This is a genomic window from Rhodobacter capsulatus (assembly GCF_052363175.1).
Classification (GTDB): Bacteria; Pseudomonadota; Alphaproteobacteria; order Rhodobacterales; family Rhodobacteraceae; genus Rhodobacter; species Rhodobacter capsulatus_D.
The window spans coordinates 2,973,107-2,999,894 of the sequence record NZ_CP198946.1 but is presented as its reverse complement, the minus strand read 5'-3'; the positions used below and the strand labels follow the sequence as shown (position 1 = coordinate 2,999,894).

At 65.4% G+C, this 26,788-nt stretch carries 22 protein-coding genes and 1 pseudogene; 21 read left to right on the top strand and 2 right to left on the bottom strand.

Going from position 1 to position 26,788, the window contains the following annotated elements; translation table 11 throughout:
- The first annotated feature begins 3 nt into the window (after nt 1-3).
- Nucleotides 4-711 (top strand): alpha/beta fold hydrolase, encoded by a 708-nt coding sequence (locus tag ACTTAI_RS15585; protein ID WP_444452428.1) that lies wholly within the window; start codon nt 4-6, stop codon nt 709-711.
- Between the two features lie 10 nt (nt 712-721).
- Here ACTTAI_RS15585 and ACTTAI_RS15580 read toward each other — a convergent pair whose 3' ends face one another.
- Both ACTTAI_RS15580 and ACTTAI_RS15575 read right to left on the bottom strand, forming a co-directional pair.
- Nucleotides 722-3,064 (bottom strand): methyl-accepting chemotaxis protein, encoded by a 2,343-nt coding sequence (locus ACTTAI_RS15580; RefSeq protein WP_444452427.1) that lies wholly within the window; start codon nt 3,062-3,064, stop codon nt 722-724.
- Between the two features lie 194 nt (nt 3,065-3,258).
- A complete protein-coding gene (locus ACTTAI_RS15575; protein WP_444452426.1) occupies nt 3,259-5,196 on the bottom strand; it encodes a methyl-accepting chemotaxis protein in 1,938 nt (645 codons plus the stop codon).
- 1,065 nt (nt 5,197-6,261) lie between these two features.
- On the opposite strand from ACTTAI_RS15575, the gene ACTTAI_RS15570 reads away from it, so the two are divergent.
- The 20 genes and pseudogenes from ACTTAI_RS15570 (at nt 6,262) to hypD (ending at nt 26,685) form a co-directional block, all read left to right on the top strand.
- The gene (locus ACTTAI_RS15570) at nt 6,262-7,761 is read left to right on the top strand and encodes a Ni/Fe hydrogenase subunit alpha (RefSeq protein ID WP_444452425.1); all 1,500 of its coding nucleotides are present in this window, start codon (nt 6,262-6,264) and stop codon (nt 7,759-7,761) included.
- Nucleotides 7,743-8,291, top strand: coding sequence for a hydrogenase maturation protease (locus ACTTAI_RS15565; RefSeq protein ID WP_444452424.1), 549 nt, complete (start codon nt 7,743-7,745; stop codon nt 8,289-8,291). The genes ACTTAI_RS15570 and ACTTAI_RS15565 overlap by 19 nt, the downstream gene beginning before the upstream one ends.
- Before the next feature lie 164 nt (nt 8,292-8,455).
- Complete coding sequence (locus ACTTAI_RS15560) at nt 8,456-9,754, top strand: sensor histidine kinase (RefSeq protein ID WP_444455787.1); 1,299 nt, start codon at nt 8,456-8,458, stop codon at nt 9,752-9,754.
- Nucleotides 9,751-10,749 (top strand): HupU protein, encoded by a 999-nt coding sequence (locus tag ACTTAI_RS15555; RefSeq protein ID WP_444452423.1) that lies wholly within the window; start codon nt 9,751-9,753, stop codon nt 10,747-10,749. The genes ACTTAI_RS15560 and ACTTAI_RS15555 overlap by 4 nt, the downstream gene beginning before the upstream one ends.
- Nucleotides 10,746-12,176, top strand: a complete 1,431-nt coding sequence (locus ACTTAI_RS15550; protein WP_444452422.1) for a nickel-dependent hydrogenase large subunit — start codon at nt 10,746-10,748, stop codon at nt 12,174-12,176. Before ACTTAI_RS15555 ends, ACTTAI_RS15550 begins: the two co-directional genes overlap by 4 nt.
- A gap of 51 nt (nt 12,177-12,227) precedes the next feature.
- The gene (hypF, locus tag ACTTAI_RS15545) at nt 12,228-14,447 is read left to right on the top strand and encodes a carbamoyltransferase HypF (RefSeq protein ID WP_444452421.1); all 2,220 of its coding nucleotides are present in this window, start codon (nt 12,228-12,230) and stop codon (nt 14,445-14,447) included.
- A 201-nt stretch (nt 14,448-14,648) separates the two neighbouring features.
- Nucleotides 14,649-15,725 (top strand): hydrogenase small subunit, encoded by a 1,077-nt coding sequence (locus tag ACTTAI_RS15540; protein WP_444452420.1) that lies wholly within the window; start codon nt 14,649-14,651, stop codon nt 15,723-15,725.
- A gap of 3 nt (nt 15,726-15,728) precedes the next feature.
- Nucleotides 15,729-17,522, top strand: coding sequence for a nickel-dependent hydrogenase large subunit (locus ACTTAI_RS15535; protein WP_444452419.1), 1,794 nt, complete (start codon nt 15,729-15,731; stop codon nt 17,520-17,522).
- A 10-nt stretch (nt 17,523-17,532) separates the two neighbouring features.
- On the top strand, nt 17,533-18,321 hold the full coding sequence (gene cybH / locus ACTTAI_RS15530; protein ID WP_444452418.1) for a Ni/Fe-hydrogenase, b-type cytochrome subunit: 789 nt from the start codon (nt 17,533-17,535) through the stop codon (nt 18,319-18,321).
- A 208-nt stretch (nt 18,322-18,529) separates the two neighbouring features.
- On the top strand, nt 18,530-19,162 hold the full coding sequence (locus tag ACTTAI_RS15525) for a HyaD/HybD family hydrogenase maturation endopeptidase (RefSeq protein ID WP_444452417.1): 633 nt from the start codon (nt 18,530-18,532) through the stop codon (nt 19,160-19,162).
- Nucleotides 19,162-19,482 (top strand): HypC/HybG/HupF family hydrogenase formation chaperone, encoded by a 321-nt coding sequence (locus ACTTAI_RS15520; RefSeq protein WP_444452416.1) that lies wholly within the window; start codon nt 19,162-19,164, stop codon nt 19,480-19,482. The genes ACTTAI_RS15525 and ACTTAI_RS15520 overlap by 1 nt, the downstream gene beginning before the upstream one ends.
- Before the next feature lie 7 nt (nt 19,483-19,489).
- Nucleotides 19,490-19,906 carry a hydrogenase accessory protein gene (locus ACTTAI_RS15515; protein WP_444452415.1) on the top strand — a complete coding sequence of 139 codons (417 nt, stop codon included), beginning with the start codon at nt 19,490-19,492 and terminating at the stop codon, nt 19,904-19,906.
- A 3-nt stretch (nt 19,907-19,909) separates the two neighbouring features.
- Entirely contained in the window at nt 19,910-20,737 is an 828-nt protein-coding gene (locus tag ACTTAI_RS15510) for a hydrogenase expression/formation protein (protein WP_444452414.1), read from the top strand.
- Nucleotides 20,738-20,808: 71 nt separating this feature from the next.
- Entirely contained in the window at nt 20,809-21,561 is a 753-nt protein-coding gene (locus ACTTAI_RS15505) for a [NiFe]-hydrogenase assembly chaperone HybE (RefSeq protein ID WP_444455785.1), read from the top strand.
- Nucleotides 21,558-22,442 carry a hypothetical protein gene (locus ACTTAI_RS15500; RefSeq protein WP_444452413.1) on the top strand — a complete coding sequence of 295 codons (885 nt, stop codon included), beginning with the start codon at nt 21,558-21,560 and terminating at the stop codon, nt 22,440-22,442. The genes ACTTAI_RS15505 and ACTTAI_RS15500 overlap by 4 nt, the downstream gene beginning before the upstream one ends.
- A complete protein-coding gene (gene hypA, locus ACTTAI_RS15495; RefSeq protein ID WP_444452412.1) occupies nt 22,435-22,776 on the top strand; it encodes a hydrogenase maturation nickel metallochaperone HypA in 342 nt (113 codons plus the stop codon). The genes ACTTAI_RS15500 and hypA overlap by 8 nt, the downstream gene beginning before the upstream one ends.
- Nucleotides 22,776-23,786 carry a hydrogenase nickel incorporation protein HypB gene (gene hypB / locus ACTTAI_RS15490; RefSeq protein WP_444452411.1) on the top strand — a complete coding sequence of 337 codons (1,011 nt, stop codon included), beginning with the start codon at nt 22,776-22,778 and terminating at the stop codon, nt 23,784-23,786. Before hypA ends, hypB begins: the two co-directional genes overlap by 1 nt.
- A complete protein-coding gene (locus ACTTAI_RS15485) occupies nt 23,786-25,264 on the top strand; it encodes a sigma-54-dependent transcriptional regulator (protein ID WP_444452410.1) in 1,479 nt (492 codons plus the stop codon). Before hypB ends, ACTTAI_RS15485 begins: the two co-directional genes overlap by 1 nt.
- Entirely contained in the window at nt 25,264-25,554 is a 291-nt protein-coding gene (gene hypC, locus ACTTAI_RS15480; RefSeq protein WP_444452409.1) for a HypC/HybG/HupF family hydrogenase formation chaperone, read from the top strand. Before ACTTAI_RS15485 ends, hypC begins: the two co-directional genes overlap by 1 nt.
- A pseudogene (gene hypD, locus ACTTAI_RS15475) lies at nt 25,551-26,685 on the top strand (hydrogenase formation protein HypD). The gene hypC and the pseudogene hypD overlap by 4 nt, the downstream one beginning before the upstream one ends.
- Nucleotides 26,686-26,788 lie beyond the last annotated feature (103 nt).

Sequence of the window (26,788 nt, the reverse complement as noted above, 5' to 3'; positions counted from 1 at the left end):
AGCATGTCTGCCGATCCGTTGATCTTTCTGCCGGGCTTCATGTGTGATGCGCGGCTGTTCTGGCATCAGATCATCGATTTTTCCGCCGATCGAACCGTGATGGCCGTGCCGCTGGTCGGGGCGACGATCGAGGAGATGGCGGAAGCTGTCATCGCCGTCGCCCCGCCGCGGTTCTGTCTCGTTGGACATTGGCTTGGCGCGCTTGTTGCGATGGAAGTTTTGCGCCGCGTGCCCGAGCGGGTCTCGGGCCTTGTGATGAGCGACGTTTCGCATCTGTCCGAGACCCCGGCGACGGCCGCGAGCCGCGAACCACGGATCATCCGCGCTCGGACCGGGCGGCTCGATGAGGTGATGCTCGAGGAAATTCCTGCCAGTGCGCTTGCTCCGGGGGAAGGGCGGGCGGAAGTGCAGGCAATGCTTCTGGAAATGGCCGGGACGCTCGGCCCGGAGGTGTTCACCAATCAATCCCGGGCCTTGATGCGTCGGCCCGACCAACAGCGTGCGCTGCGCATGACCCGGGTCCGAACACTGCTGATCTGCGGGGAACATGACACGATCTGCCCGCCACGGCGGCACGAGTTCCTGGCAGAACTCATGCCGCAAGCCGAGTTCAGGCTGATTCCTGGCGCCGGGCATCTGGCGCCGCTGGAGCAACCGCTTGAGGTCTCGGCGGTGCTGCGCAGCTGGCTTGATACGCCGCTGACCAGCTGATCGCGAGGTTTCAGGCGCTGCGCCGCGATACGAAAAGCGCGGGAGCGGGCTCTTCCGTTGCGGGCGCGTAGCGGGGCGTCATTTCCTCGCCCTTCAACCGGAATGCCGCAACCGCTTCTGCCAGCGAGGTGGCTTCGCCCTGCAGCGAGCGTACGGCGGCATTGGTTTCCTCGAACACGGCGGCGTTCTGTTGTGTGGTGCGGTCGAGTTCCGTCGTGGCATTCGAAATCTCGCCGATGCCGGTGGCTGTCTCTTGCGAGGCGGTGACGATCTCGGCGATCTTTTGCGCCACATCCTCGACCCCGGCCACGATTTCGCGCAGCGCCTGACCGGAATCATGCACGAGCCCGACCCCGTGGTTCACGTTGTTTGAGGCCGTCTCGATCAGCCGGGCAATCTCGCGCGCGGCTTCGGAAGACCGCTGCGCCAGCGCCCGCACTTCCGAGGCAACGACGGCAAAACCGCGTCCCGCATCGCCCGCCCGCGCGGCTTCGACCCCGGCGTTCAGGGCCAGCAGGTTGGTCTGGAAGGCGATGTCGTCAATCACCTGCAGGATTCGCCCGATCGCCTCGGAAGAGGCCTTGATCTCGTCCATGGCCGAAACCGCGCGGCTCACGACTTCATGCCCTTTTCCGGCCCGGGTCGAAATCGCCGTCACGGCGCTGCGCGCCGTCTGCGCGGAATTGGCGGCCGACCGCACCGTCGCCGACATCTGCTCCAGAGCCGAAGCGGTCTGTTCCAGCATCGCGGCATTGCGTTCCGAGCGGCGGGCAAGATCGTCAGCCGCGCCAGCAATTTCGCGGGCCGAGGTGTCCACGGCCGTGGCCGAGACCGAAATGTCGGTCAGCGTGCCGGTCAGGCTCTCGGTGGTGCGGTTCATCGTTTCGGCGATCTCGGCAAAAACGCCATGGAAGCGGGACGGCATGCGATGCGTCAGGTCTCGTTCCGCCAGACGTTCCAGCGCGACACGCACTGCGGTCAGACCCTCATCCGCAGCTTCGCCGATCCGGTTCATCCCGGCGCAAAGATCGGCAAACACCCCGGTCTTGTCATCGGTGCGCAGCCGACGCGAGAAGTCACCCTCGGCGCAAGCGGCGACCACTGCCGCAATTTCCTGTGCGGCCGCATGTTCGCGTTCCTGTGCGGCGGCGGCTGCGGCGCGCTCTTCTTCGGCCTTGCGGGCTCGTTCGGCAATCTCGGCGCGCTCCTGCGCGGCGGCTGCGGCACGCGCCTGATCCTCGCGTTCGGCGGCGGCGGCACTTTCAACCTCGAGACGTTGCCGTTCCAGAATCGTCGCACGGAAGCTTTCGAGTGCTGCAGAGATCGAACGCACCTCGCTCACTCGGGCGTTCGGAACGCTGATGTCGGTTCGGCCGTCCGCCAATTCCTGCACCGCCGCCGTCACCGCGCGCAGCGGCATCACCGTGGCCCGGAACAGCCGCACTGCGGAGAAGGCGAGCACCAGCATTCCAATCACGCCGGCAATCGCCATCAGGATGTAGCCGCGGGTCTTTTGCGCGTCCGCCTGCGCCAGCATCTCTTCGACGTCATTGGTGAAATGCGCGCGCAGGGCATCGAGCGCCTTCGGCATCGTGTCATAGCTTTCGTCGCAGGCGCGGGTGGTGTCGTCGATCTGCAGGGCCAGATCTGCATATTGATGGAAGGCTTCCTGATACTCCGTCAGCTTGGCAAGGGTCCGATCCCGGTGCTGTGGAGACAGGAACATCGATTCGGGAAAGGTCTTGAAGGTCTCGATCTCCTTGTCGAGTTTCCCGATGTATTTTGGGTCGAGGCGCATGATGAAGTCTTTTTCGTGCCGCCTCATCTTCAGCAAGGTGATCTCGACTTTCGGCACGGAAACCGAATTGACCATCTTTTCTGCGGCGTGGACAGCGGCACGCAATTGCCCCTCAAGTCCCGAATCCGCATCGAGACCAAGCACCCTGCGGGTGTCCGCATAAAGCGCGAAATTCTCTTCATAAGTGTCGAGCAGATCTTGCATCGCGGCTGCCTGTGTCGCCGCATCGGTCAGCCCGAGCCCATTGGCCTCGGCGACCAGATTCTTGAGCTCGTTCGAGGCCCGGGCGATCTTGTGGGCATGATCCTCGATCTGCGCTTCTTCGCGCGCGATGCGGAACTTCGCTTCGAGGTCGCGCGCCGAAGCAAGTGTGCGTTCGAGCGTGGCAAGATCAGCATTCAATTCCGCAATGGCAACGCTTTGACGTTCGGCATGCCGGTCGATCAAGGCGGAATAGAAGACAGTTGCAAAGACCGCCACCGTACAGATGACGATGACGAGGCCCATGCGGGTGAGGTAGGAAAGGAAGCTGCGGGACGTGCCTGCGCGTGCCATGCGGTTGCTCCGAAAGTTCGCCATCGCAAAATCCGCCAAAGGAATTAAAGGCAGGTGAAGCCGCGCTCAGATTGATAAATTTGTTGTTTTTGTCGCAGGCGCCCCGGCGCCGATGCCACAAAACGAACCCCGGCGCGATGACCGGGGTTGCGTGACTTTGCGAAAAGGTGCCGCGCCGCAGCGCGGTCTGTGCCTCAGCAAGCGATCTGATGATCCCAGGAATTTCCCGAGGCATGCGTGCCGATGCGGAAGACGGCGCTGAATTCCTTCAGCGTGCGGGCCTCATGCAAAAGCCCCTGCGTCGCGGCCGAATTCTCTTCGAACATCGCGGCGTTATGCTGGGTCACCTGATCGAGCTGGTTCACCGCGGCCGTCACCTCCGCAATGCCCGAGGATTGCTCGGCGGCAGCATTCGCAATCCCGTCAAGCAGCGTGTCGAGTTCGGTGACCAGCGTTTCGATTTCGCCGAGAGCGGTGTCGGACCGTGCCGCCAGATCGACCCCGGCCGCGACCTGCCGCGAGGACGTGTCGATCAGCGCCGCAATCTCGCGCGCCGCTTCCGACGAACGCTGCGCGAGCGCCCGCACCTCGGAGGCGACGACGGCAAAGCCGCGCCCGGTCTCGCCCGCACGGGCCGCTTCGACCCCGGCGTTCAGCGCCAGAAGGTTGGTCTGGAAGGCGATGTCGTCGATCACATGGGTGATGCGCGAAATCTTGTCCGAGCTTTGCGCAATGTCGTCCATCGCCCGCTGCGTCTGACGCACCACGTCGCGCCCGGTGGCGGTGGTGGCGCGGGTGCGGTTCACCGCCTGCGCCGCAGACCGCGCCCCTTCGACCGATTGCGCAACCGAGGCTGCCATCTCGTTCATCGCCGCCGCGGTCTCCTCAAGAGACGCAGCCTGGGTTTCCGTGCGTCGGCCAAGCTCCATCGAGGCCGTGCCGAGTTGCCCTGCTTCCGTCTCGACCACGTCGGTCGTTTGCACGATCGAGGTGATCAGCCCCGCGACCTTGTCGATGGCTGCGTTGAAATCCTTGCGCAATCCCTCGTAGGCGGGGGGGAAAATCTCGGTGATTCGGGCCGTCAGGTCGCCCGAAGACAGCGCCTGCAAGCCCTGCGCCAGAGCGGTGACGACATTCAGCTGCTCGCGCATCTGCGCCTCGCGCTCGGCCTCGATCCTTTGACGTTCGGCTTCGCGTTCGGCTTGACGTGCGGCCTCGGCGCGCTGCAGTTCGGCTTCGGCCTCCTGCTCGCGCTTGCGCAGGGCTTCTTCGCGTTCGCGCGCCTGCATCTCGGCCCGGGCCATCTCGGCTTCCTGCGCGCGCTGCTGCCGCGACAGTTCCGCTTTTTCCGCCAGCGAGGCCCGGAACACGTCCAGCGCCCGCGCCATCTCGCCCACTTCGCCGCGGATCGTGGTGCAGGGCACCGCCGTCTCGGTATCCCCCTCGGTCATCTTGCGCATCCGGTCATGCACGGCCCCGAACGGCCCGGTGACCGAACGTGCCAGCGCCGTTGCAGCGCCCCCCAGCGCCAGCAGGGCGACGATCATCGAGATCAGCGAAAGCTTGCGCAATTCGGCCAACGCTGCGGCGATATCGGCCACATAGGATCCGGTCCCGACGATCCAGCCCCAGGGGGCGAAATCGCGCACGAAACCGATTTTTTCCTCCGGCGTTTCGCTGTCGGGTTTCTTGAAATGATAATGCACTTCGCCACTGCCCGCGGTCTTGGCGATGTCGAGCATCTCGACGAAGATCTTCTTGCCGTAGGGGTCGGTGTAATCAAGCTGCGACTGCCCGACCCAAGCCGGCATCGTCGGATGCGCCTGAATCACCCCGTCATGGTCCAGAATGAAGAAATAGCCCGACTTGTCGAAGCGCAGCCCCGTCAGACGACGCGCCCCTTCCGCCTTTGCTTCGGCGGGGGTGAGCTTGCCTGCCTGCACCTGTGCTTCGAGATCGGACAGCACGCCGATCGCGGTATCGACCACGTCGCTCAGGTGTTGTTCCCTCATGTCATAGGCGTTTTTCACTGCGAAATGCACAAGGGTTTCGGACAGGATGACCAGCGCGATCGCGGCGATGGCCACGATCGCATAGATGCGAGCGGATATACCGAAGAATTTGTTTTTCATGGGCCTTGCAGACTGGGAGGGTTGGACGGGCCGGGCCGCAGAACGCTACGGACGAAACTGGGAAACATCGCGGAGTGGAGCTCAAATGTCGCAGCCATCTGTCAATAATCCCTTACAGATCGGCGGAAATCCTCGAATTTCTGGAGTTGTTTCAGGTTGACTTAATGTCGCATGCGACTTTCAAAGGGTCGCTTTCCGGTTTTTCCTTCTGGTTTGGGGGCTGTGTCTTTCGTCCGATGGGGGCAAGGAGCCGGGAATGAGGGGTGACTCTGGCTGAAAAGGTGTCAATGGAAAGTTTGCTTCCATTTTTTTCCCCTGATGGCAAGCGCGCCGTTCTCGGGGTATTTTGTGGGCGTCCTCTGATCCGCGCATATTTGCGGAAATGCACGTATTGATGGTGTATTATTCAGAAATAATCAATCATGAGGCGAAATTTGCGCGCGCGAACTCCGCCTGCAAATGAGGCCGATGTGGCCATATTTCGGTGCGAAAATCGCACGCAAGTCACGGCTCCGTGTGTTTTGAGGCTCGTTTTCGCGGCGCGGGCTTCGGATGGAGGGCTTTTCGTCTATATTTTTCAGCCGGATTGCCCGGGGCGCCCCGATAATCCTGTCTGGCGCTGCCCGGGTCTCAATGGTCGCGGGCATAATGGTCAGTATGCATTACGTTTGTCCGCGTGGCGCTTTTCGGGGCGGGGTGCGGTTCGTCAGGGCGTGGTGAAAAGCTTTTTACCAACCAGGGCAAAACGTTTGACCCGCCCCCCCGGTTGGGCGCAATTTTGACTCATCCCAAGGGAAGGGTGGAGGATGGAGAGGTTCGAGCCGCGCGGTGCCGCTGGTCTTGGAACATGGATACGGGGTCGGGTCGGACACAAAGACCCCTGATGACATGGCGTCGGTGCCGGAACAGACCCGCACCAGACCACAAGACCTTGGGCGATTGTGCTCGACCTCTCCATGACCCTCGACCGGACGTTGGCGCGACTTGTTCCTTTGCCACGTGCCCCTCCGGTCCTTTCCCCTCGTTCGGCGGTTCCGCCGCCCGCTACTGCCGTTGAGTGCCCTGATGCTTGCCCTCGAGACGACCCCAGTTCCCCGGTTTCCGGCCCGGATGCTTCCCGAGCCGGTCGCACTGTCCGAGGAGGTGGGCCACGAAGGACGTGGCAAGGTCACGATCCAGCTTGATGCGCGGGGGCGGGTGCATCAGGTCGATCTGCAGATCCTCGCCCTGCGCGGCTTCGAGGCATTCATCGAGGGCCGTCCCTATGACGAAGTGCCAGAGGCGGTGCAGCGGCTTTGCGGCATCTGTCCGGTCAGCCATCATCTGGCCGCCGTCAAGGCGATGGACCGGATCGCGGGCTACGACCGGCTCACCCCCACGGCGGAAAAGCTGCGTCGGCTGATGCATTGCGGCCAGTTCGTGCAGAGCCATGCCGTGCATCTCTATCATCTGACCGAGCCCGACCTGCTGCTGGGCTTCGACAACGAGACCAACCGGCGCGGCCTTGTCGATGTGGCGCGCGGCTTTCCGCAACTCGCCACCGAAGGCGTGCTGATGCGCCGCTTCGGGCAGGAGGTGGTCCGCGCCGTCGCGGGCCGTCGTCTTGCGGGGGCGGGCGCGGTGCCGGGGGGCATGCGCCGGGCGCTGGCGCGGGAAAGCCGTGACCTGCTGCGCGCCGATGTCGATCAGGTGATCGACTGGGCGGTGGGCGCGCTGCGCGTGCTCGAACGTCTGCACGACACCAACCCGGCCTTCTACGATCATTTCGGCGAAGTCGGCGGCAACATGATCGGCCTTGTCGGCCGGGGTGGGGCGCTGGATTTCTACACCGGTCGGTTGCGGGCCCGCGATGCGCTGGGCGCGACGCTCTTCGACGGTGTCGCCCCCGCAGCCTATCGCGGCGTTCTGGCCGAAGAGCCCGGCCCGGGCGGTCCCCATATTCGCGCGCTTGGCCCCGAGACGGGCTGGTATCGCGTCGGCCCGCTGGCCCGCTTGCAGGTCTGCGACCTTCTGACCTCCGAGAAGGCCGAGACCGAACGGCAGCGGCTTCTCGCCGCCGGTGGCGGGAAGCCGTTGCATGGAACGCTGTTCTATCATGGGGCGCGGCTGGTCGAGCTGCTGCATGCGGCCGAGCTGATCCGCGACCTGCTCGACGATCCCGAGCTGCTGGGGCACGATCTGATGGCCGACCGGGGCATGCCCCAACGCGAGGCGATCGGTGTGATCGAAGCCCCGCGCGGCACGCTTTTCCACCGCTACGAGGTCGACGACGACGCCCGCGTGCGCCGCTGCGAGCTGATCATCTCGACCACGAACAACACCCAGGCGATGAACGAGGCGGTCCGCAACGTTACGGCGCAGTATTTCGACGGCAGCGAGATCACCGAGGGGCTCTTGGGCCATATCGAGGTCGCGATCCGCGCCTATGACCCCTGTCTGGCCTGCGCCACCCATGCGCTGGGGCAGATGCCGCTCTCGGTCGAACTGATCGACGCCGGGGGCGCGGTTGTCTCGGGCCTGCGCCGGGGCGCCGACGGGGGGGTATCATGCTGCGTTCCATCCTAGGCCCGCGTCTGGTCGTCTTTGCCTGGGGCAATGAAAGTCGCGGCGATGACGGGCTTGGCCCGCGTCTGGCGGCCCGGATCGCGACGGCGGGATGGCAGCACATCACGCTGATCGAGGATATGCAGCTGCAGGTCGAACATGCGCTCGATCTCGTCGGGCAGGATATGGCACTGTTCATCGATGCCGGGATGGGCACGCCCGCGCCCTTTGCCTTCGTGCAGACCGCGCCGCGCCGCTTCCTTGGCCATTCGACGAGCCACGGCATCGGCCCCGAAGGCGTGCTTGAGGCCTTCCGACAGGTCATGCATGACGAGCCGCCGCCCGCCTTCGTCCTGTGCCTGCGCGGGGAAAGCTTCGCGCTGGAGGAAGGCCTGAGCGAGACCGCCCGGGCCAATCTGGCGAAGGCCTGGGGCTTTCTGATCCCGCTGCTGTCCTGGCCGGGGCTGGATCGCTGGCAGGCGGCCGAGACCGGCCCGCTTGAGGATCTTTCGCCCCTGCACGAAGATCGCCGTCGCCCGGCGGCCGAGTAAGCCCCCCGTTTCAGCGCGGTCTGCCGGGGCCAGCCCCTTGCGCGGGGCTCTTGGCCCGATATGCTGAGCCCCGACCATACCGGAGCTGCATCATGCCCCGACCGCCCGTCAAGGACAGTCCGCCCCGTTTCGACCCGGCCAATCTGGGCGGCCTCCTGCCCGGCATGGAGGCCAGCGATGCCGTCTGGGTCGATGTGCTCTCGGCCGTCGACCGCACCTATGCCGAACTTGTCGATTATCAGGAGCGGCTTGAGCGGCAGAACCACGAACTCGAGGATCTGCGGTCCTATCTTGGCTCGATTTTCGCCTCGGTCTCGGATGCGCTGATCGTCGCCTCGCGCACGGGGGAGGTGCTGGGCACCTCGGCCTCGGTCGAGGCGCTGACCGGCGTGCGGTCGGAGGTCTGGCAGGGTCGCCCCCTCGCGGCGATGTTCGATCCGGCCTCGGGCGCGCGGCTTGAACGGACGATGGCCGAGGCCGCGAACCGCCGCGCCCCGGTCACCGTCGAGGCGGCGCTGCTGGGTCCGCGCGGCCCCGCGCCACTCGAACTCTCGGTCAGTCCGAGGCTCGATGAGCGCGACCGCATCATCGGCTATGTGCTGACCGGTCGCCCCTTGGGCGAATTGCGGCAGGCCTATTCGGAACTGGAACGCTCGCATGCCGCGCTGATCGCGGCACAGGCACAGCTGGTGCGCAATGAAAAGCTCGCCTCGCTTGGCCGGTTGCTGGCGGGGGTGGCGCATGAACTGAACAACCCGATTTCCTTCGTCTATGCCAATGCCCATGCGATGGAGCGTTACGCGGCGAAATTCGAGACCTATTTCGCCGCGGTGCAGGCGGGCGCCTCGCGCGAAGAGCTCGTCAGCTTGCGTGAAAATCTGAAGCTGGAACGCGAGGTCGGCAATCTGCGAACCGCGATCAATGGCGCCCGCGACGGGGCCGAGCGCGTGCGCGCCATCGTCGAAGATCTGCGCCGGCTCTCCTCCGAAGGCACGGGCGAGCAGGTCGTCTTCGATCTGGTGGCGACGGCGGGGGTGGCGGCCGATTGGGTGCGGCGCGGCTCGAAAACGGCGGTAGCGGTCGATTTCACCGGCCTGCCGAAGCTCGACGTGATCGGGCGGCCCGGCCATATCCAGCAGGTGGTGATGAATCTGGTGCAAAATGCCATCGATGCGATGGGCGATTTTCAGGACGGCCGCATCCGCATCGAGGCGCGGATCGCCGGGGACCGCGGCGAACTCGTCGTCTCCGACACCGGGCCGGGCGTGCCCGAGGACGTGGCCGCGACGATCTTCGATCCGTTCTTCACCACCAAGGACGTCGGCAAGGGCACCGGGCTGGGCCTCTCGATCAGTCACAAGATCGTCGAGGAACACGGCGGGCGGCTCAGGCTTTTGCCCGAAAGCCCGCTTGGCGGCGCCTGTTTCTGCTTCGATCTGGCGCTGGCAGGGGAACCGCAATGAAGGTTCTGTGGCTTCAGGCCTCGGGCTGCGGCGGCTGCACGATGTCGGCGCTTTGTGCCGAGGCCCCTGATCTGATCGATACGCTGGCCGCGGCGGGGGTCGAGTTCCTCTGGCATCCGGCGCTGAGCCTTGCCTCGGGGGGCGAGGTGACGCAGCTCCTGCAGGCGCTGGAGGCGGGCGAGATCGCGCTCGATTGTTTGGCGGTCGAAGGGGCGATTGCGCGCGGGCCGATGGGCACCGGGCGGTTTCAGATGCTCTCGGGCACCGGGCGCTCGATGCTCGACTGGGTGCGGGCGCTCGCGCCGAAGGCCGCGCATGTGGTGGCGGTGGGGTCTTGTGCGGCCTATGGCGGCGTGACCTCGGCCGGGGGGAACCCGTCCGATGCGGTCGGGCTGCAGTATGACGGCGCGCATCCGGGCGGGGTGCTGGCGGCGGGCTTCCGGGCCGGGCTGGGCCTGCCCGTCGTCAATGTCGCGGGCTGCCCGACCCATCCGGGCTGGGTGACCGAGACGCTGATGTTGCTGGCCAAGGCGCGGCTGACCGAGACCGATCTCGACAGTCTCGGGCGGCCGCTTTTTTATGCGCAGCATCTTGTGCATCACGGCTGCCCGCGCAACGAATTCTATGAATACAAGGCCTCGGCCCGCGAGCTGTCGGATCTGGGCTGCATGATGGAACATCTGGGCTGCGTCGGCACGCAGGCCGTGGGCGACTGCAACATCCGCCCCTGGAACGGCGAGGGGTCGTGCACCCGTGGCGGCTATCCCTGCATCGCCTGCACCGCGCCCGAGTTCGAGGAACCCCGCCACCCCTTCACCGAAACGCCGAAAGTGGCAGGCATTCCGGTGGGGCTGCCCGCCGACATGCCGAAGGCCTGGTTCATGGCGCTCGCCTCGCTCTCGAAAGCTGCCACGCCCGAGCGGATCGCCAAGAACGCCGTGGCCCCGCGCATCACCGTGCCGCCGACGATCCGCAAGCCCGGAGGTCGGCGATGAGCGAGACGCCGCGTCTGGTCGTCGGCCCCTTCAACCGGGTCGAGGGCGATCTGGAAGTGCATCTCGATGTGGCCGAAGGGCGCGTCACCGCGGCCCGGGTCAATGCGCCGCTCTATCGCGGGTTCGAGCGCATGCTCGATGGCCGTGATCCCCGCGATGCGCTGACGCTGACGCCGCGGATCTGCGGCATCTGCTCGATCTCGCAATCGGCCGCCGCCGCGCGGGCGCTCGGCGCGGCGATGGGGCTGGTGCCGACCGATCAGGGCGCGATGCTCGCGGCGCTGATCCATGCGGTCGAGAATGTCTCGGACCATCTTGTGCATTTCAACCTGTTCTTCATGCCCGATTTCACCCGGCCCTGTTACGCCGCGCGGCCGTGGTCTCCGCGTGCCGTCGCGCGCTTCGCCGCGATCGAGGGGCAGGCGGCCCGGGCCGCCATCGCCGCGCGCGCGGGGCTGATGCACATCCTTGGCCTTGTCGCCGGGAAATGGCCGCATACGCTGGCGCTGCAGCCGGGCGGCGTCACCCGCACGCCGGGGGCGCGCGACGTGCTGCGCATCCAGACCGAGCTGCGGATGTTCCGCAAACATCTGGAAACGCAGGTCTTCGGCGGCGCGCTGGAAGACTTCGCGGCGCTCGACAGCCGGTCGGCGCTGATGCGCTGGGATCGTGGCGATGCGGGGCTTTTCCTTGAAATCGCTGCCGATCTGGATCTGGACGCGCTGGGCCGCGGCGCCGGGCGCTATCTGAGTTTCGGCGCCTATCCGCTGGTCGAGGGGCATGGCTTCGCCCCCGGCCTGTGGCAGGCGGGCGAGGTCACGGCGCCGAACATGGCGGCGATTGCCGAGGATCTGAGCCATTCGTGGATGCTGGGCGGCAGTGCGCATCCCTTCGACGGCGTGACCCGCCCCGACGAGACGATGCGCGAGGGCGCCTACAGCTGGTGCAAAGCGCCGCGGCTGGAGGGCGCCCCGGTCGAGGTGGGCGCGCTGGCGCGACAACTGATCGACGGCCATCCTCTGGCGGGGCAGCTTGCGGGCGGCGGCGTGCTGGCGCGGGTGGCCGGGCGGCTGCTGGAACTGGCGCGGACGCAGGCGCTGATGGAGGCCTGGGCCGAGGCGCTCGACCCCGGCGCGGTCTTCATGCGGCAGGGGCGGATGCCCGAGGCGGGCGCGGGCGCGGGGCTGGTCGAGGCCGCGCGCGGCAGTCTTGGCCATTGGTTGCGGATCGAGGGCGGCAAGATCGCCTCCTATCAGATCATCGCGCCGACGACCTGGAACTTTTCCCCCCGCGATGCCGCGGGCGTGCCGGGGCCGTTGGAGGCGGCGCTGGTCGGGGCTCCGGTCGAACCGGGCGAGGACAGTCCGATCGCCGTGCAGCATATCGTGCGCAGTTTCGATCCCTGCATGGTGTGCACCGTGCATTGAGCGCGGTGGGGGCTCTGCCCCCACACCCCCGAGATATTTGAGGCAAGATAAATGCAGGGTTGGCAGATCAGGGTGCGCGGGCAGGTGCAAGGGGTCGGGTTCCGGCCCTTCGTCTGGCAATTGGCGCGGGCGCGCGGGTTGCGCGGAGTGGTGCTGAACGACGCCGAGGGGGTGCTGGTGCGGATCGCCGGGGCGCTTGGCGATTTCGCCGATGCCTTGCGGGATCAGGCGCCGCCGCTGGCGCGGGTTGATGCGGTCGAGGTGATCGCAGTTTTTATTGACGACCTGCCCGAAGGGTTCGAGATCATTGCCTCGGGTGGGGCAGGGGCCGAGACGCGGGTGACGCCCGATGCCGCGACCTGTCCGGCCTGTCTGGAAGAAATCCGGGGGCAGGGGCGGCGGCGCGGCTATGCTTTCACCAACTGCACCCATTGCGGGCCGCGCTTCACCATCCTGCAATCGCTGCCCTATGATCGCTCCCGCACGACGATGGCCCCCTTTGCGATGTGCCCGGCCTGTCGCGCGGAGTATGGTGATCCGGCGGACCGGAGGTTTCACGCTCAGCCGATTGCCTGCCCGGAGTGCGGGCCGCGGCTTTGGCTCGAGGCCGGGGGCGTCGAAGTCGCGGGGGATGCCATCACCGCGGCGGCTAAGCGGCTGAAGGCAGGGGAAATCCTTGCGGTGAAAGGGCTCGGCGGCTTTCATCTGGCCTGCGATGCCGCCAATGCCGGGACGGTCGATCTATTGCGCGCGCGCAAACGCCGCCCCGCAAAACCCTTTGCGCTGATGGCCCGCGAAGGCGATCTGGAGCGGATCGTGTCCGTCAGCCTCGAGGCACTCTCCGCATTGCGCGATCCTGCCGCGCCAATCGTGCTGATGCCGTCGCGCGGCGTGCTGCCCGAGACCGTCGCCCCCGGCGTGGCCGAGCTGGGCGTGATGCTGCCCTATACGCCGTTGCATCATCTGTTGCTTGATGCCTTTGGCGGCGTGCTGGTGATGACTTCCGGCAATCTCTCTGGCGAGCCGCAGGTGATCGGCAACGCGGAAGCGCGCGACAAGCTGTCGGCCTTTGCCGATTCCTTCCTGATGCATGACCGCGAGATTGCCCGGCGGCTGGATGACTCGGTCGTGCGGGTCGATCCGCCGATGGTGCTGCGTCGCGCGCGCGGGCAGGTGCCGGGCACATTGCCGCTGCCGCCGGGGTTCGAGACCGCGCCGCAGGTCGTCGCTTACGGTGGGCAGATGAAGGCCGCGCTGTGCCTGATCAAGAACGGGCAGGCGCTGCTCGGCCATCACCTTGGCGAGCTGGACGAGGCCCTGACCTGGGAGGCGTTCCTGCAGGCCGATGCCGATTATGCGGGCCTTTTCGGCCACCATCCGCAGGCGGTGGCGGTCGATCTGCACCCCGACTTCCGCGCCTCCCGCCACGGCGCCAATCGGGCCGAGGCGCTTGGCGTGCCGATGATCCAAGTCGCGCACCACCACGCCCATATGGCCGCCTGTCTGGGCGAGAACCTTTGGCCGAAGGACGGCGGCAAGGTGGCGGCGATCGTGCTCGACGGGCTCGGGCTTGGGCCCGATGGCACGGTCTGGGGCGGCGAGCTGCTTCTGGGCGATTACACCGGCTTCGAGCGCATCGCCTGGCTCAAGCCCGCGCCCCTGATCGGCGGGGATCGCGCGCAGATGGAGCCTTGGCGCAATGCGCTGGTGCGGCTTGATGCGGCGGGGCTCTCCGATCTCGCGGATCGGCTTTTTCCGGATGCCCCGCGCGATCTGGCACGGCAGATGGCAGCGAAGGGGATCAACGCGCCGCTGTCGTCCAGCGCCGGGCGGCTTTTCGATGCGATTGCGGCCTGTCTCGGCCTCTGTCCGATGCGGCAAAGCTACGAAGGCGAGGCGGCGATGCGGTTGGAATCACTGGCGTCCGACACCGGACCCGCCCCCGATCTGCCCGTCGTCGCGGGCGAGATCGATCCCGCGCCGCTCTTGCAACTTTTGGCGGCAGGCGAGAGCCCCGCGCGCATCGCCCATGCGGTGCATGCAAGCCTTGCCCGCGCTTTTGCCACAGAGGCGGCACGGCTGATCGAGACCGGTCGAGCCGAAGCGGTGGCTCTGTCGGGCGGCTGTTTCCAGAATGCGAAACTTGCAACCTTGACGCGAAAAATGCTGGCAGGGCAAAGGATTCTGACGCACCGCAGCATCCCCGCCAACGATGGGGGGCTGGCCCTTGGGCAGGCGCTGGTCGCGGCAGTGAAATTGGAAGGCTTCTGACCATAATGGAAGGTTTAATGATCCAAAACCTTCCAGATTTTTTGCGTGACAAAATTACACATGATTGAAATTGAAGGATAATTTTTTCTGCGACATTTTGCCGTTTCTCGTTGGCGGAAACCGACCCAACCGTGACAATTCCACTCTACCCATGGGCGCGTCTTGCAGGTCACGACGCATCCCGAGGCAAGGGAGGGATAATTGTCGGACATCGAAACTTTCTATGACGTGATGCGGCGTCAGGGGATCACCCGGCGCAGTTTCATGAAGTTCTGTTCGCTTACCGCAGCGGCGCTGGGTCTTGGCCCGTCCTTCGTGCCGAAGATTGCGGAAGCGATGGAAACCAAGCCGCGCACGCCGGTCGTTTGGGTGCATGGGCTTGAGTGCACCTGCTGCTCGGAAAGCTTCATCCGCTCGGCGCATCCGCTGGCCAAGGACGTTGTCCTGTCGATGATCTCGCTCGATTACGACGACACGCTGATGGCCGCCGCCGGTCACGCCGCCGAAGCGGCGTTCGAGGAAACCATCGAGAAATACAAGGGCAACTACATTCTGGCCGTCGAGGGCAACCCGCCGCTCAACGAAGACGGGATGTTCTGCATCACTGGCGGCAAGCCCTTCGTCGAGAAACTGCGCCATGCCGCCGAGGGCGCGAAGGCGATCATCAGCTGGGGCGCCTGTGCGTCTTATGGCTGCGTGCAGGCCGCGGCGCCGAACCCGACGCAGGCGACGCCGGTGCACAAGGTGATCACCGACAAGCCGATCATCAAGGTTCCGGGCTGCCCGCCGATCGCGGAAGTCATGACCGGCGTCATCGCCTACATGCTGACCTTCGAACGCATGCCGGAACTCGACCGTCAGGGGCGCCCGGCGATGTTCTACAGCCAGCGCATCCACGACAAATGCTACCGCCGCCCGCATTTCGACGCCGGTCAGTTCGTCGAGCACTGGGACGACGAGAACGCGCGCAAGGGCTATTGCCTTTACAAGATGGGCTGCAAGGGCCCGACCACCTACAACGCCTGCTCGACGGTGCGCTGGAACGGCGGCGTCAGCTTCCCGATCCAGTCGGGCCACGGCTGCATCGGCTGTTCGGAAGACGGGTTCTGGGATCAGGGCAGCTTCTATGACCGGCTGACCACGATCAAGCAATTCGGCATCGAGGCCACCGCTGACAAGATCGGCTGGACCGCGACCGGTCTGGTCGGTGCTGCCGTCGCGGCCCATGCGGCCGTCTCCGTGCTGAAACGCGCGCAGAAAAAGAACGAGGAGGCGTAAGCCATGACGACCCAAACGCCGAACGGCTTCACCCTCGACAACGCAGGCAAGCGGATCGTCGTCGACCCGGTCACCCGGATCGAAGGCCACATGCGCTGCGAAGTGAACGTGAACGATCAGGGCATCATCACCAACGCCGTCTCGACCGGGACGATGTGGCGCGGCCTTGAAGTCATCCTGAAGGGCCGCGATCCGCGCGACGCCTGGGCCTTCACCGAACGCATCTGCGGCGTCTGCACCGGCACCCATGCGCTGACCTCGGTCCGCGCGGTCGAAAACGCGCTGGGGATCACCATCCCCGACAACGCGAACTCGATCCGCAACATCATGCAGCTGAACCTGCAGATCCACGACCACATCGTGCACTTCTACCATCTGCATGCGCTCGACTGGGTGAACCCGGTCAACGCGCTGCGGGCGGATCCGAAGGCGACGTCGGAACTGCAGCAGATGGTGAGCCCGAGCCATCCGCTCTCCTCCCCCGGCTACTTCCGCGACGTGCAGAACCGTCTGAAGAAGTTTGTCGAATCCGGGCAGCTCGGGCTGTTCAAGAACGGCTATTGGGACAACCCGGCCTACAAGCTGCCGCCCGAAGCCGATCTGATGGCGACGACGCACTATCTGGAAGCGCTCGACCTGCAAAAGGACATCGTCAAGATCCACACCATCTTCGGCGGCAAGAACCCGCATCCGAACTGGCTCGTGGGCGGCGTGCCCTGCCCGATCAACGTCGATGGCGTGGGTTCGGTCGGCGCGATCAACATGGAGCGGTTGAACCTCGTCTCCTCGATCATCGACCGCTGCATCGAATTCACGAACAACGTCTATCTGCCCGACCTCAAGGCCATCGGCGGCTTCTACAAGGAATGGCTCTACGGCGGCGGCCTCTCGGGCAAGTCGGTGCTGTCCTATGGCGATATCCCGGAAAACCCGAATGATTTCAGCCCCGAGCAGCTGCATCTGCCGCGCGGTGCGATCATCAACGGCAACCTGAACGAGGTGCATGACGTCGATACGACCGACCCCGAGCAGGTGCAGGAGTTCGTCGATCACTCGTGGTACGAGTATGGCGAGCCGGGCAAGGGTCTGCACCCCTGGGATGGTGAGACCAAGCCGAAATTCGAGCTGGGCCCGAACCTGAAGGGCACCCGCACCAACATCGAGAACATCGACGAAGGCGCGAAATATTCGTGGATCAAGGCGCCGCGCTGGCGCGGCAATGCGATGGAAGTGGGGCCGCTTGCCCGCTACATCGTCGGCTATGCCAAGGGTCACGAAGACATCAAGAACCAGGTCGAGGGCCTGCTGCGCGACATGAACCTGCCGGTTTCGGCGCTGTTCTCGACGCTCGGCCGGACTGCGGCGCGCGCGCTTGAGGCCGAATACTGCACGCGGCTGCAAAAGCACTTCTTCGACAAGCTCGTCACCAACATCAAGAACGGCGACAGCTCGACGGCGAATGTCGACAAGTGGGACCCGTCCTCCTGGCCGAAGGAAGCCAAGGGCGTCGGCATGACCGAAGCGCCGCGCGGCGCGCTGGGTCACTGGGTCAAGATCAAGGACGGCCGCATCGAGAACTACCAATGCGTCGTGCCGACGACCTGGAACGGCTCGCCCCGCGACAGCCAGGGCAATATCGGTGCCTTCGAGGCCTCGCTGTTGAACACGAAGATGGAACGTCCCGAGGAACCGGTCGAAATCCTGCGCACGCTGCACAGCTTCGACCCGTGCCTGGCCTGCTCGACCCACGTCATGTCGGCCGAAGGCGAACCCCTGACCACCGTCAAGGTCCGGTAAGGGGGACGCCATGAAGGGAGTTTCCGACGAAAGGATAAACGCACCAGTCCGCGGCCCCGACGAGATCTTCGAGGCCTCGCGACTGACCGGTGACGCCACCCGCGAAGACCTCGAAAGCATCCGGCGGCGCACGTCCGTCTATGTCTACGAGGCCCCGGTCCGGGTCTGGCACTGGGTCAACGCGCTGGCGATCACCATTCTGGTGATCACCGGCTACTTCATCGGCTCGCCGCTGCCCTCGATGCAGATCGGCGAGGCGACGCAGCAGTTCGTCATGGGCTACATCCGCTTTGCGCATTTCGCCTGTGGCGTGGTGCTGTCGGTGGGCTTCTTCGGGCGCATCTACTGGGCTTTCGTGGGCAACCGCCACGCCTGGCAGATGTTCTACATCCCGGTCTTCAACAAGCGCTACTGGCAGGAATTCTTCTTCGAACTCCGCTGGTATCTGTTCCTTGAGGAAGAGCCGAAGAAGTACATCGGCCACAACCCGTTGGCACAGGCGGCGATGTTCACCTTCATCACGCTCGGCATCACCTTCATGATGGTGACGGGCTGGGCGCTTTACGCCGAAGGTGAGGGGCAAGGCTCGGTTCCCGATACGCTCTTCGGTTGGGTGCTGGGCCTCGTGCAGAACAGCCAACGGCTGCATACGCTGCACCATCTCGGCATGTGGTCGATCGTGATCTTCGCGATCATCCATATCTACGCCGCGGTCCGCGAGGACGTGATGAGCCGCCAGTCGATGGTCTCGACGATGATCTCGGGCCACCGGACGTTCAAGGACGACCGTATCGAGTGACCTTGGTCAAGGCTGTGAGCCGGGCGCAGATCGATCTGCGCCCGGTTTTGATGTGGAAATTATGCTTCCGCAATTGATCAAACACTGATAAGTTAGTTTCCGAAATCTGCGATAATCCGACTCTCTTCCCGGGGTTTTCCGGGGCTGGGGGCTGGGTCATCATAGGGGGCTGAACGCCCGCGCGAGCGGCGGTCTTAGGGAGGGACCCATGCCAGCATTCCAACCTGAACGGGTGCTTGTTCTTGGTATCGGCAACGTGTTGTGGGCCGACGAGGGCTTTGGCGTGCGCTGTGTCGAGCGCATGGCCGAAACGCATGCCCTGCCGGCCAATGTGCGCCTGCTTGATGGCGGCACGCAGGGGCTTTACCTGCTGCCCTTCCTCGAAGAGGCCGATGCGCTGATCGTCTTTGATGCGGTCGATTTCGGCTTCGCCCCCGGCACGCTGGTGACGATGCGTGATGAAGATGTGCCCGCCTTCATGGGGGCGAAGAAGATGTCGCTGCATCAGACCGGTTTTCAGGACGTGATCGCGACGGCGCAGCTGATGGGCTATTGCCCGCGCCGCATGACGTTGATCGGGTGCCAGCCGGTCGAACTTGAAGATTATGGTGGCTCCCTGCGCCCGGCCGTGGCCGAGCAGGTCGATCACGCGATCCTCGAGGCCGTGCGCGAGCTGCACGGCTGGGGCATCGATGTGGCGAAAGGCGCGACGGTCAGCAACGATCTCGTCGATCCCTCGCTCGCCCGTGAGGTCTACGAGCGCGGTCGCCCCTCCGAAGACGAGGCCTGCCGCATCGGCGATCACCGCTTCTTCCCCTCCGCCGCGAAGGTCCGCGCCTGATGTGCGTCGGTATTCCCGTGCAACTGATCGCCGTCGAGGGTATCCGCGGCGAGGTGATCGAGGATGGCCGTCCGGGTCTCGTCGATCTCTCGCTGACGCCCGAGGCGCGGCCCGGCGACTGGGTTCTGGCTTTCCTCGGCGCCGCGCGCGAAGTGCTGACGCCGGAACAGGCGGCACAGATTTCTGCGGCCCTTGGTGGGCTGCGGTCGTTGATGGCAGGTGGCGATCTGGGCGATGCCTTCGCCGATCTCGAAGCCCGCGGCCCCCAGCTTCCCCCCCATCTTCAAGCCGCGCTCGACGCCGGCAAGACCAGCGCCTGAGGTTTCCATGCACGACTTTCACATGCCCGACACGGCGGCGCCTTCGGGCAAGACCCATCCGCTGGTGGCCCGACTTTCGACCGACTTCGGCTGGCCGCGGCTCGACAATGCGCATGACCTGCGTGAATTCACCACGCGGCCCGGGGCGCATTGCCTGTTCGTGCCGGGTGACAGCGCGCGCAATCTGGAAACCCCTGATGCGGCCGTGGTCCTGCCCGAGCTGCGTCAGGCCTTCCAGAATGCCTTCGACTGCGCCGTGGTCGGTGACGGCATCGAGGCCGAACTGCGCGAAACGACCCGGGTTCTGAAGACCCCCTCGTTCCTGTTCTTCCGCGACGGCGACTTCCTTGGCGGCATCGAGAAGATCCGCGACTGGGACGATTACATCGCCCGCACGTCCCACATCCTTGCCGCGAAAGGCTGAGCCATGGTTTCGAATTTCCACCTGCCCCCCGTCGGTTTCGGTCCCGGCTCGCAGCCCGAAGGCGATGAGGAACTGGGCTACATGCAGCTGCCCTCGGGCATGCGGACCTATTCGGCGCATCTGCCCGAGGTCGAGGATACCTCCGCCGTTGCCCCGGCGCTGAAACTGCTTTCCGACGTCGCCGCGGCGGCCGAGGCCTGTGCGCTGGGCGGCATGGCGAGTTTCGATCTGGAAGGGCTTGATGCGCAGAACCGCGCGCTGATCGCCGAGACGATGGGGCAGGGCGAGGTCGCGATGAAGATCCGCGGCATCCCGGCGCTGATGGTGCAGGAATCGGTCTTTGCCGGGGTCTGGTCGGTGGCGGGCGTGGGCGTCGATCGCATCGAAGTGGGGGCGGTGCCCGCCGCGACGCTCTCGCGTGCGTTCGAGCCCTTCCGCAAGGGTCAGACCGCGCTGCCGCCGCTTGCGGACGGGGTCGTGAATGCCCCGGCGCTGATCGCGGAACTCTTTGACAAATCCGCGGCTTATGTGGGCGGTGCGGCGGATGTGATCAACCTGACGCTCCTGCCGCATACCGAAGAAGACCTGACGCTGCTCGACTATATGCTGGGCGAGGGCGCGGTGACGATCCTCTCGCGCGGCTATGGCAATTGCCGGATCACCGCGACCGCGACGCCGCATGTCTGGCGCGTGCAGTTCTACAATTCGACCGATGCGCTGATCCTCGACACGATCGAAGTGACGACAATGCCCGAAGTGGCCTTGGCCGCGCGCGAAGACCTTGAAGACTCGGCCGCCCGCATCCGCGAAGTGCTGGAGGCGATCCGTTGAGCGGGGCGGCACGCGCGGGGTTCGAGGGCTCTTATCTTGGCGCCAATGACCGGATTTCCGATCTGGCGATCATGGAATGCAAGATCTGCTGGACGCCCTACGATCCGGCGACGGGCGATGATTTCCGGCAGGTGCTGCCGGGCACGCCCTTCACCCAGCTGCCCGAGGACTGGCATTGCCCGAATTGCGATGCGCCGAAAGCGCAGTTCATTGTGCAAAGCGACCCCGGCGCGCCCGCGCTTCTGGAGCAGCAGCGCGTCGATGCGCAGGTGGCGGCCCTTGTCGCCGATTTCCGCGAGATTTGGCATTCGAAAATGCGCGACGTGCCCTTGGTGAACAAGGCGCTGTCGATCGAGGCCGTGGGCTTTCGCAGTCATGCGGGCCGTGGCCTTGGCGTGCTCGTCAGCCCGTGGTTCATGAACCTGATCCAGCTGCCCGCCGAGGGCGAAGATTGGTCGGGCTTCATTCCGGGGGTCAAGGAAGACGTCCATTTCCCCTCGGGCACCTATGAATTCATTCACAACCGGCGCGAGATGGTGGGCGGCTACAAGGCCTGTTCGCTCTATTCGACGATGGGCGATTTCCAGACCCAGATGCAGGCGGTCGATCTGGCCCGCGCGGTGATGATCGAGCTCTTCAAGGAAGAAAACCGCGCCGAGACCGATCGCGCCGCCGAAATCCGTGCCACGCGCACGGCCGAAGTTGCTGCGGCCGAGGCGGCAGAAACGGCCACCGAAGCCCGCGTCGAGGCGATGGCGCAGCCGACCCGGCGGCGGTTGATCTCGGCGGGTCTTGCCAATGACGCGGAGGAGGGTGCGGAATGAGTGCTGCGCTGACTGTCGTGCTGCGCCCCGCGGGGCAGCGGCTTGAGGTGACACTGAATACGCCCGAACCGCTGCCGGTGGCGGCGCTGATGCTGGGAAAGCCTCCCGAAGAGGTGGCGGTGCTGCTGCCGCGGCTTTTCAACCTCTGTGGTGCGGCCCAGGGCCATGCGGCGCGCTTGGCGCTGGGGTTGCAGGTTGACGAGGCGCCCTCGCGGCGCGAGATTCTGCGCGATCATCTGGCGAAGCTCTGTCTGATCTGGCCGAAGTTCCTGGGTCTGGCACCGCAGCCCTTGCCCGCCGCCTGGGCCGAGGGCGGGACGGCCTTGCAGCACTGGCTTTGGGGCGGCACGAAACCCGCGGATCTGTGGCAGTTCGTGACCTCGGGGCAGGGGTTGGCGCCGCTGATGGCGACCCTTGGTCATGCCTTTGCTCCGGGCGAGGCGGTGGCGGTCCTGCCGCCGTTGACTGATCCGATGGCGGCGACGGCACAGGAAAACTCTCCCGCCGGGCGCATGGCCGAGGATCCGCTGATGCGTCAGGCCGAGGCGCGCTTCGGCCGTGGTCCGTTCTGGCGGGCGCTGGGGCGCATCCTTGATCTGCACCATTTGGCGCAAATGCCGACGGTTACGGAGACGCGACAGCCGGGGCTGGCGGTCGTGGCGGCGGCGCGTGGCACCTATGCGCTCTCGGCCCGGGCCGAGGCCGGGATGGTCACGGCGCTCGCGCGCGTGACCCCCACCGATCATCTCTTGGCCCCGGGCGGAGCGCTGGCGCTGTCTTTGGCCACGTTGCCCGCGGCGAAAGCCGGTCTTGCGGCTTTGGTCATCGACATTCTCGATCCCTGTGTGGCAGTCTCGGTGGAGGAGCTGGCGCATGCATGAAATGTCGATCGTCGAGGGAATTCGCACGGCGATCGAGGAGGCTGGCCGCGCCAACGGGTTTTCAAAGGTGACGAAGGTGCGGCTCGAGATCGGGCGGCTCGCCGGGGTGGAGCGTTCTGCGCTTGAATTCGCCTTTGACGTGGTCTTGCGCGGATCTCTGGCCGAGGGGGCAGAGTTGCAGATTCTCGACATTCCGGGGCGGGCAGCGTGCTTTGACTGCGGAAAAACTGTCGAAATCGAACATCGGCTGGATCTGTGCCCGGAATGCGGCAGCGCCCGTCTGCTGGTGCAGGGGGGCGAGGAGATGCGGATCAAGGACTTGGAGGTGCTCTGATGTGCACGGTATGCGGTTGCGGCGGTCACAGCGTCGAGGACCAGTTCAAGGAACATCTCAAAGCTCAGGGCAAAGGCCCCGAGGCGCACAAACCCGCCCCCTTTGCCGTTCTGGCCGAGGCGAAGGGCACGCACAGCCATTCCCACAGCCATTGGCACACCCATGCCGATGGCACGAGCCACAGCCACCCGCATGACCATTCGCACAGCCACGACGCCGGTCATGGCGCCGAGGCGGAAACCGATCATCCCCATGCGCATGGCCATGATCACGGCCATTCGCATGAGGCTTGCGCGCACGACATTCATCTGGGCCACGGTCCTGCGGGGACCGAAGTGCCGGGCATGTCGCAGGCGCGGCTGATCGAGATCGAGACCGACATCCTGTCGAAAAACAACCAATATGCGGCGCGCAACCGGGCCGGACTGGCGCAAAAGAGTGTTTTTGCAACCAACCTCGTGTCCTCGCCCGGTTCGGGCAAGACGACGCTTTTGGTGAAGACGATCCAGATGCTGGGCGCGCAGCCCCTGGCCGTGATTGAAGGCGATCAGCAGACGACGAACGATGCCGACCGTATCCGTGCGACGGGGGCGGCGGCGATTCAGGTCAATACCGGCAAGGGCTGCCATCTGGACGGGGCGATGGTCGAACAGGCGCTGGCGCATCTGCCGCTGCCCGAGGGGGCGCTTCTCTTCATCGAAAACGTCGGCAATCTGGTCTGCCCCGCCGCCTTCGATCTGGGCGAGGATGCCAAGGTGGCGATCCTGTCCGTCACGGAGGGCGAGGACAAGCCGCTGAAATACCCTGACATGTTCGCGGCGGCCGGGCTTGCGATCCTTAACAAGGTCGATCTGGCGCCACATTGCGATGTGGATCTTGATCTTTACGAAGCCAATATCCGGCGCGTGAACCCGACCATCGAGGTGTTGCGGGTTTCGGCCCGCACCGGGGCGGGGATGGAGGCCTGGATCGACTGGCTGCGCGCAGGTCTGGCACGGAAGGCGCGCTGATGTCCGCCTCGACCCCCGCAATTCTTCTGGTCGATGACGAGCCGCATTCGTTGGCGGCAATGAAACTGGCGCTGGAAGACGATTTCGACGTTCTGACGGCGCAGGGCGCCGAGGCGGCGATCGCGATTCTGGAAGAGGAATGGGTGCAGGTCATCATCTGCGACCAGCGCATGCCGGGCCGGACCGGGGTCGATTTCCTGACCGAAGTGCGCGAGCGCTGGCCGGAAACCGTGCGCATCATCATCACCGGCTATACCGACAGCGCCTCGATGATGGCGGCGATCAACGATGCGGGCATTCATCAGTTTCTGACCAAGCCCTGGCATCCCGAACAGCTTCTGTCCTCGGCCCGCAATGCGGCGCGGATGTTCACGCTGGCGCGGGAAAACGAACGGCTCTCGCTGGAGATGCGGCTTCTGAATTCCACTTCGGAAAGCCGGGTCGAAAAGCGCCGCCGCGCGCTGCGCGAGGGGATGGGGTTCGAGACGATCCTGCGCACGCCGAATTCTGCGATGAACGGGGCCGTGGCGTTGGCGCGGCAGTTTGCCAGTTTCGACGTGCCGGTGCTGCTGCGCGGCGAGCCGGGCTCAGGCCGGGCACAGCTGGCGCGGGCGATGCATTATGTCTCGCTGCGCTCGGACAAGCCGTTTTACGAGATCAACCTTGCCGGTCTGCCCGAGGATCTGGCGATGATCGAGCTGTTCGGGGCGCGTCGCGGCGTGCTGCCGGGGGGGGTGGCGAAGATCGGTCTGGCGCAAAAGGCCGACCGGGGTACGCTCTTCGTGGCCGGGGTCGAGGCGGCCAGTCCAGCGCTGCAGCTGGCGCTTTTGCGGATGCTGGGCGATGGTGCGATCACACCCTTGGGGGGGCAGGAAACGGCCTCGACCAACCTGCGGCTGATCACGGCGGCGGCGGTCGACTTGCGTGCGATGGTGGCCGAGGGACGGTTTCGATCCGATCTTTACTACGCACTTTCGGCCGGGGAAATCGCGCTGCCGCCCCTGCGCGCGCGGCGGGGCGATGTCGCGCTTCTGGCGCAATCGATGCTGGCCGAGGCGGCGGTGCGGCACGGCAAGCAGGCGCTTGGCTTCGATGCCGCGGCGCTCGAATTTCTGGAAAACTACGACTGGCCCGGCAACCTGCGGGAATTGCACAACGAAGTCACGCGCATGCTGATTTTCGCGCAGGACAATGTGCTCGGCGCCGAGCTGATTTCGCGCCACATCCTGCAGGCCGCGCCCTCGGAAAGCGGCGCGGATCGGTCGGCCGAGGAGGTGATGACGGCGGATGGCACGCTGAAGGATCGCATCGAGCTGATCGAGATGCGGATCCTGCGCGAGACGCTGACCCGCAACCGCTGGAACAAGAGCCGGGCAGCGGCGGAGCTGGGGCTGAGCCGCGTCGGCCTGCGCGCCAAGCTGGACCGCTACGGCATCGAGCATCCGGCGGGGCGGGTGCAGGAAGAGGAGGAAGACTGATGTGTCTGGGGATTCCGGGCCAGATCGTGGCGATCACCGACGCCGGTCGGATGATGGCGCTGGCCGATGTGTCGGGGGTGAAGCGCGAGGTGAACGTGGCCTGCGTCGCCGAAGGGCCGCTTGAGGATCTTCTGGGGCACTGGGCGCTGATCCATGTCGGTTTTGCGATGAGCCTGATCGATGAGGCCGAAGCCGCGCGCACGCTGGAGGCTTTGCGCGATCTGGGCGAGGCGCAGGAGACCCTGGCGCAGATGGCCGAGGGCGCCGCGGCGCTGGAGGGGCGGGGATGAAATTCGCCTCGGAATTCCGCGATCCGGCCTTGGCCAAGGGGCTGCTGGCCGAGATCGCCCGGCTCGCCGATCAGATCGGCGCCACCCGCGAAAAGCCCGTCCACATCATGGAGATCTGCGGCGGGCATACGCATTCGATCTTTCGTTACGGGCTCGACAAGCTCATCCATCCGGGCATCGAATTCATCCACGGGCCGGGCTGTCCGGTCTGCGTGCTGCCGCGCGCGCGGGTTGATGAATGTATCGAGATCGCCCGGCGTCCGGGGGTGATCTTTTGCACCTTCGGCGATGCGATGCGGGTTCCGGGCTCGAAGCTGAGCCTCATGCAGGCGAAGGCGGCGGGGGCGGATATCCGCATGGTCTATTCGCCGCTTGATGCGCTGGAACTCGCCCGGCGCAATCCGGGGCGCGAAGTGGTGTTCTTTGGCCTTGGCTTCGAGACGACGACGCCCTCGACCGCCTTGGCGATCCAACAGGCGGCGCGCGAGGGGCTGACGAATTTCAGCGTCTTTTGCAACCACATTACCGTGCCCGAGCCGATCAAGGCGCTGCTTGACGACCCCTACATGATGCTGGACGGGTTCATCGGGCCCGGGCATGTGTCGATGGTGATCGGCATCCATCCCTATGATTTCATTGCGCAAGACTACGGCAAGCCGCTGGTCGTCGCGGGATTTGAACCCACGGATCTGCTGCAATCGGTGCTGATGGTGCTGCGCCAGATCGCCGAGGGTCGCGCGGCGGTCGAGAACCAATATGCCCGCGTCGTGCCCGAGCATGGCAACAAGGTGTCGCTCGCCGCGATCGCGGATGTCTATGAGCGGCGGCCCTCGTTCGAATGGCGGGGGCTGGGGGAGATCGACGCCTCGGGGCTGCGGATCCGTCCGAAATATCGCGCCTATGATGCCGAGGAGAAATTCGGCATCGGTTATGCCGGCAAGCGCGTCGAGGTCGAGGAGGCCGAGGGCTGTGCCTGCGGCGCGGTGATGACCGGGCGGATGAAGCCCGTCGCCTGTGCGCAATTCGGCAAGGGCTGCACGCCCGAGATGCCCTTGGGCGCCTTGATGGTGAGTTCGGAAGGGGGCCTGCGCGGCATATTGGCAATACGGTGGCATGCGGGCGGCGGAATAGGCTCGGGGGCGTTTGCCCCCGACCCAGGCGGGGGGCGGCTGCCCCCCGCACCCCCTGCCCGGGGGAGAGGCGCTCTCCCCCCCGGACCCCTGCGAAATCTGGA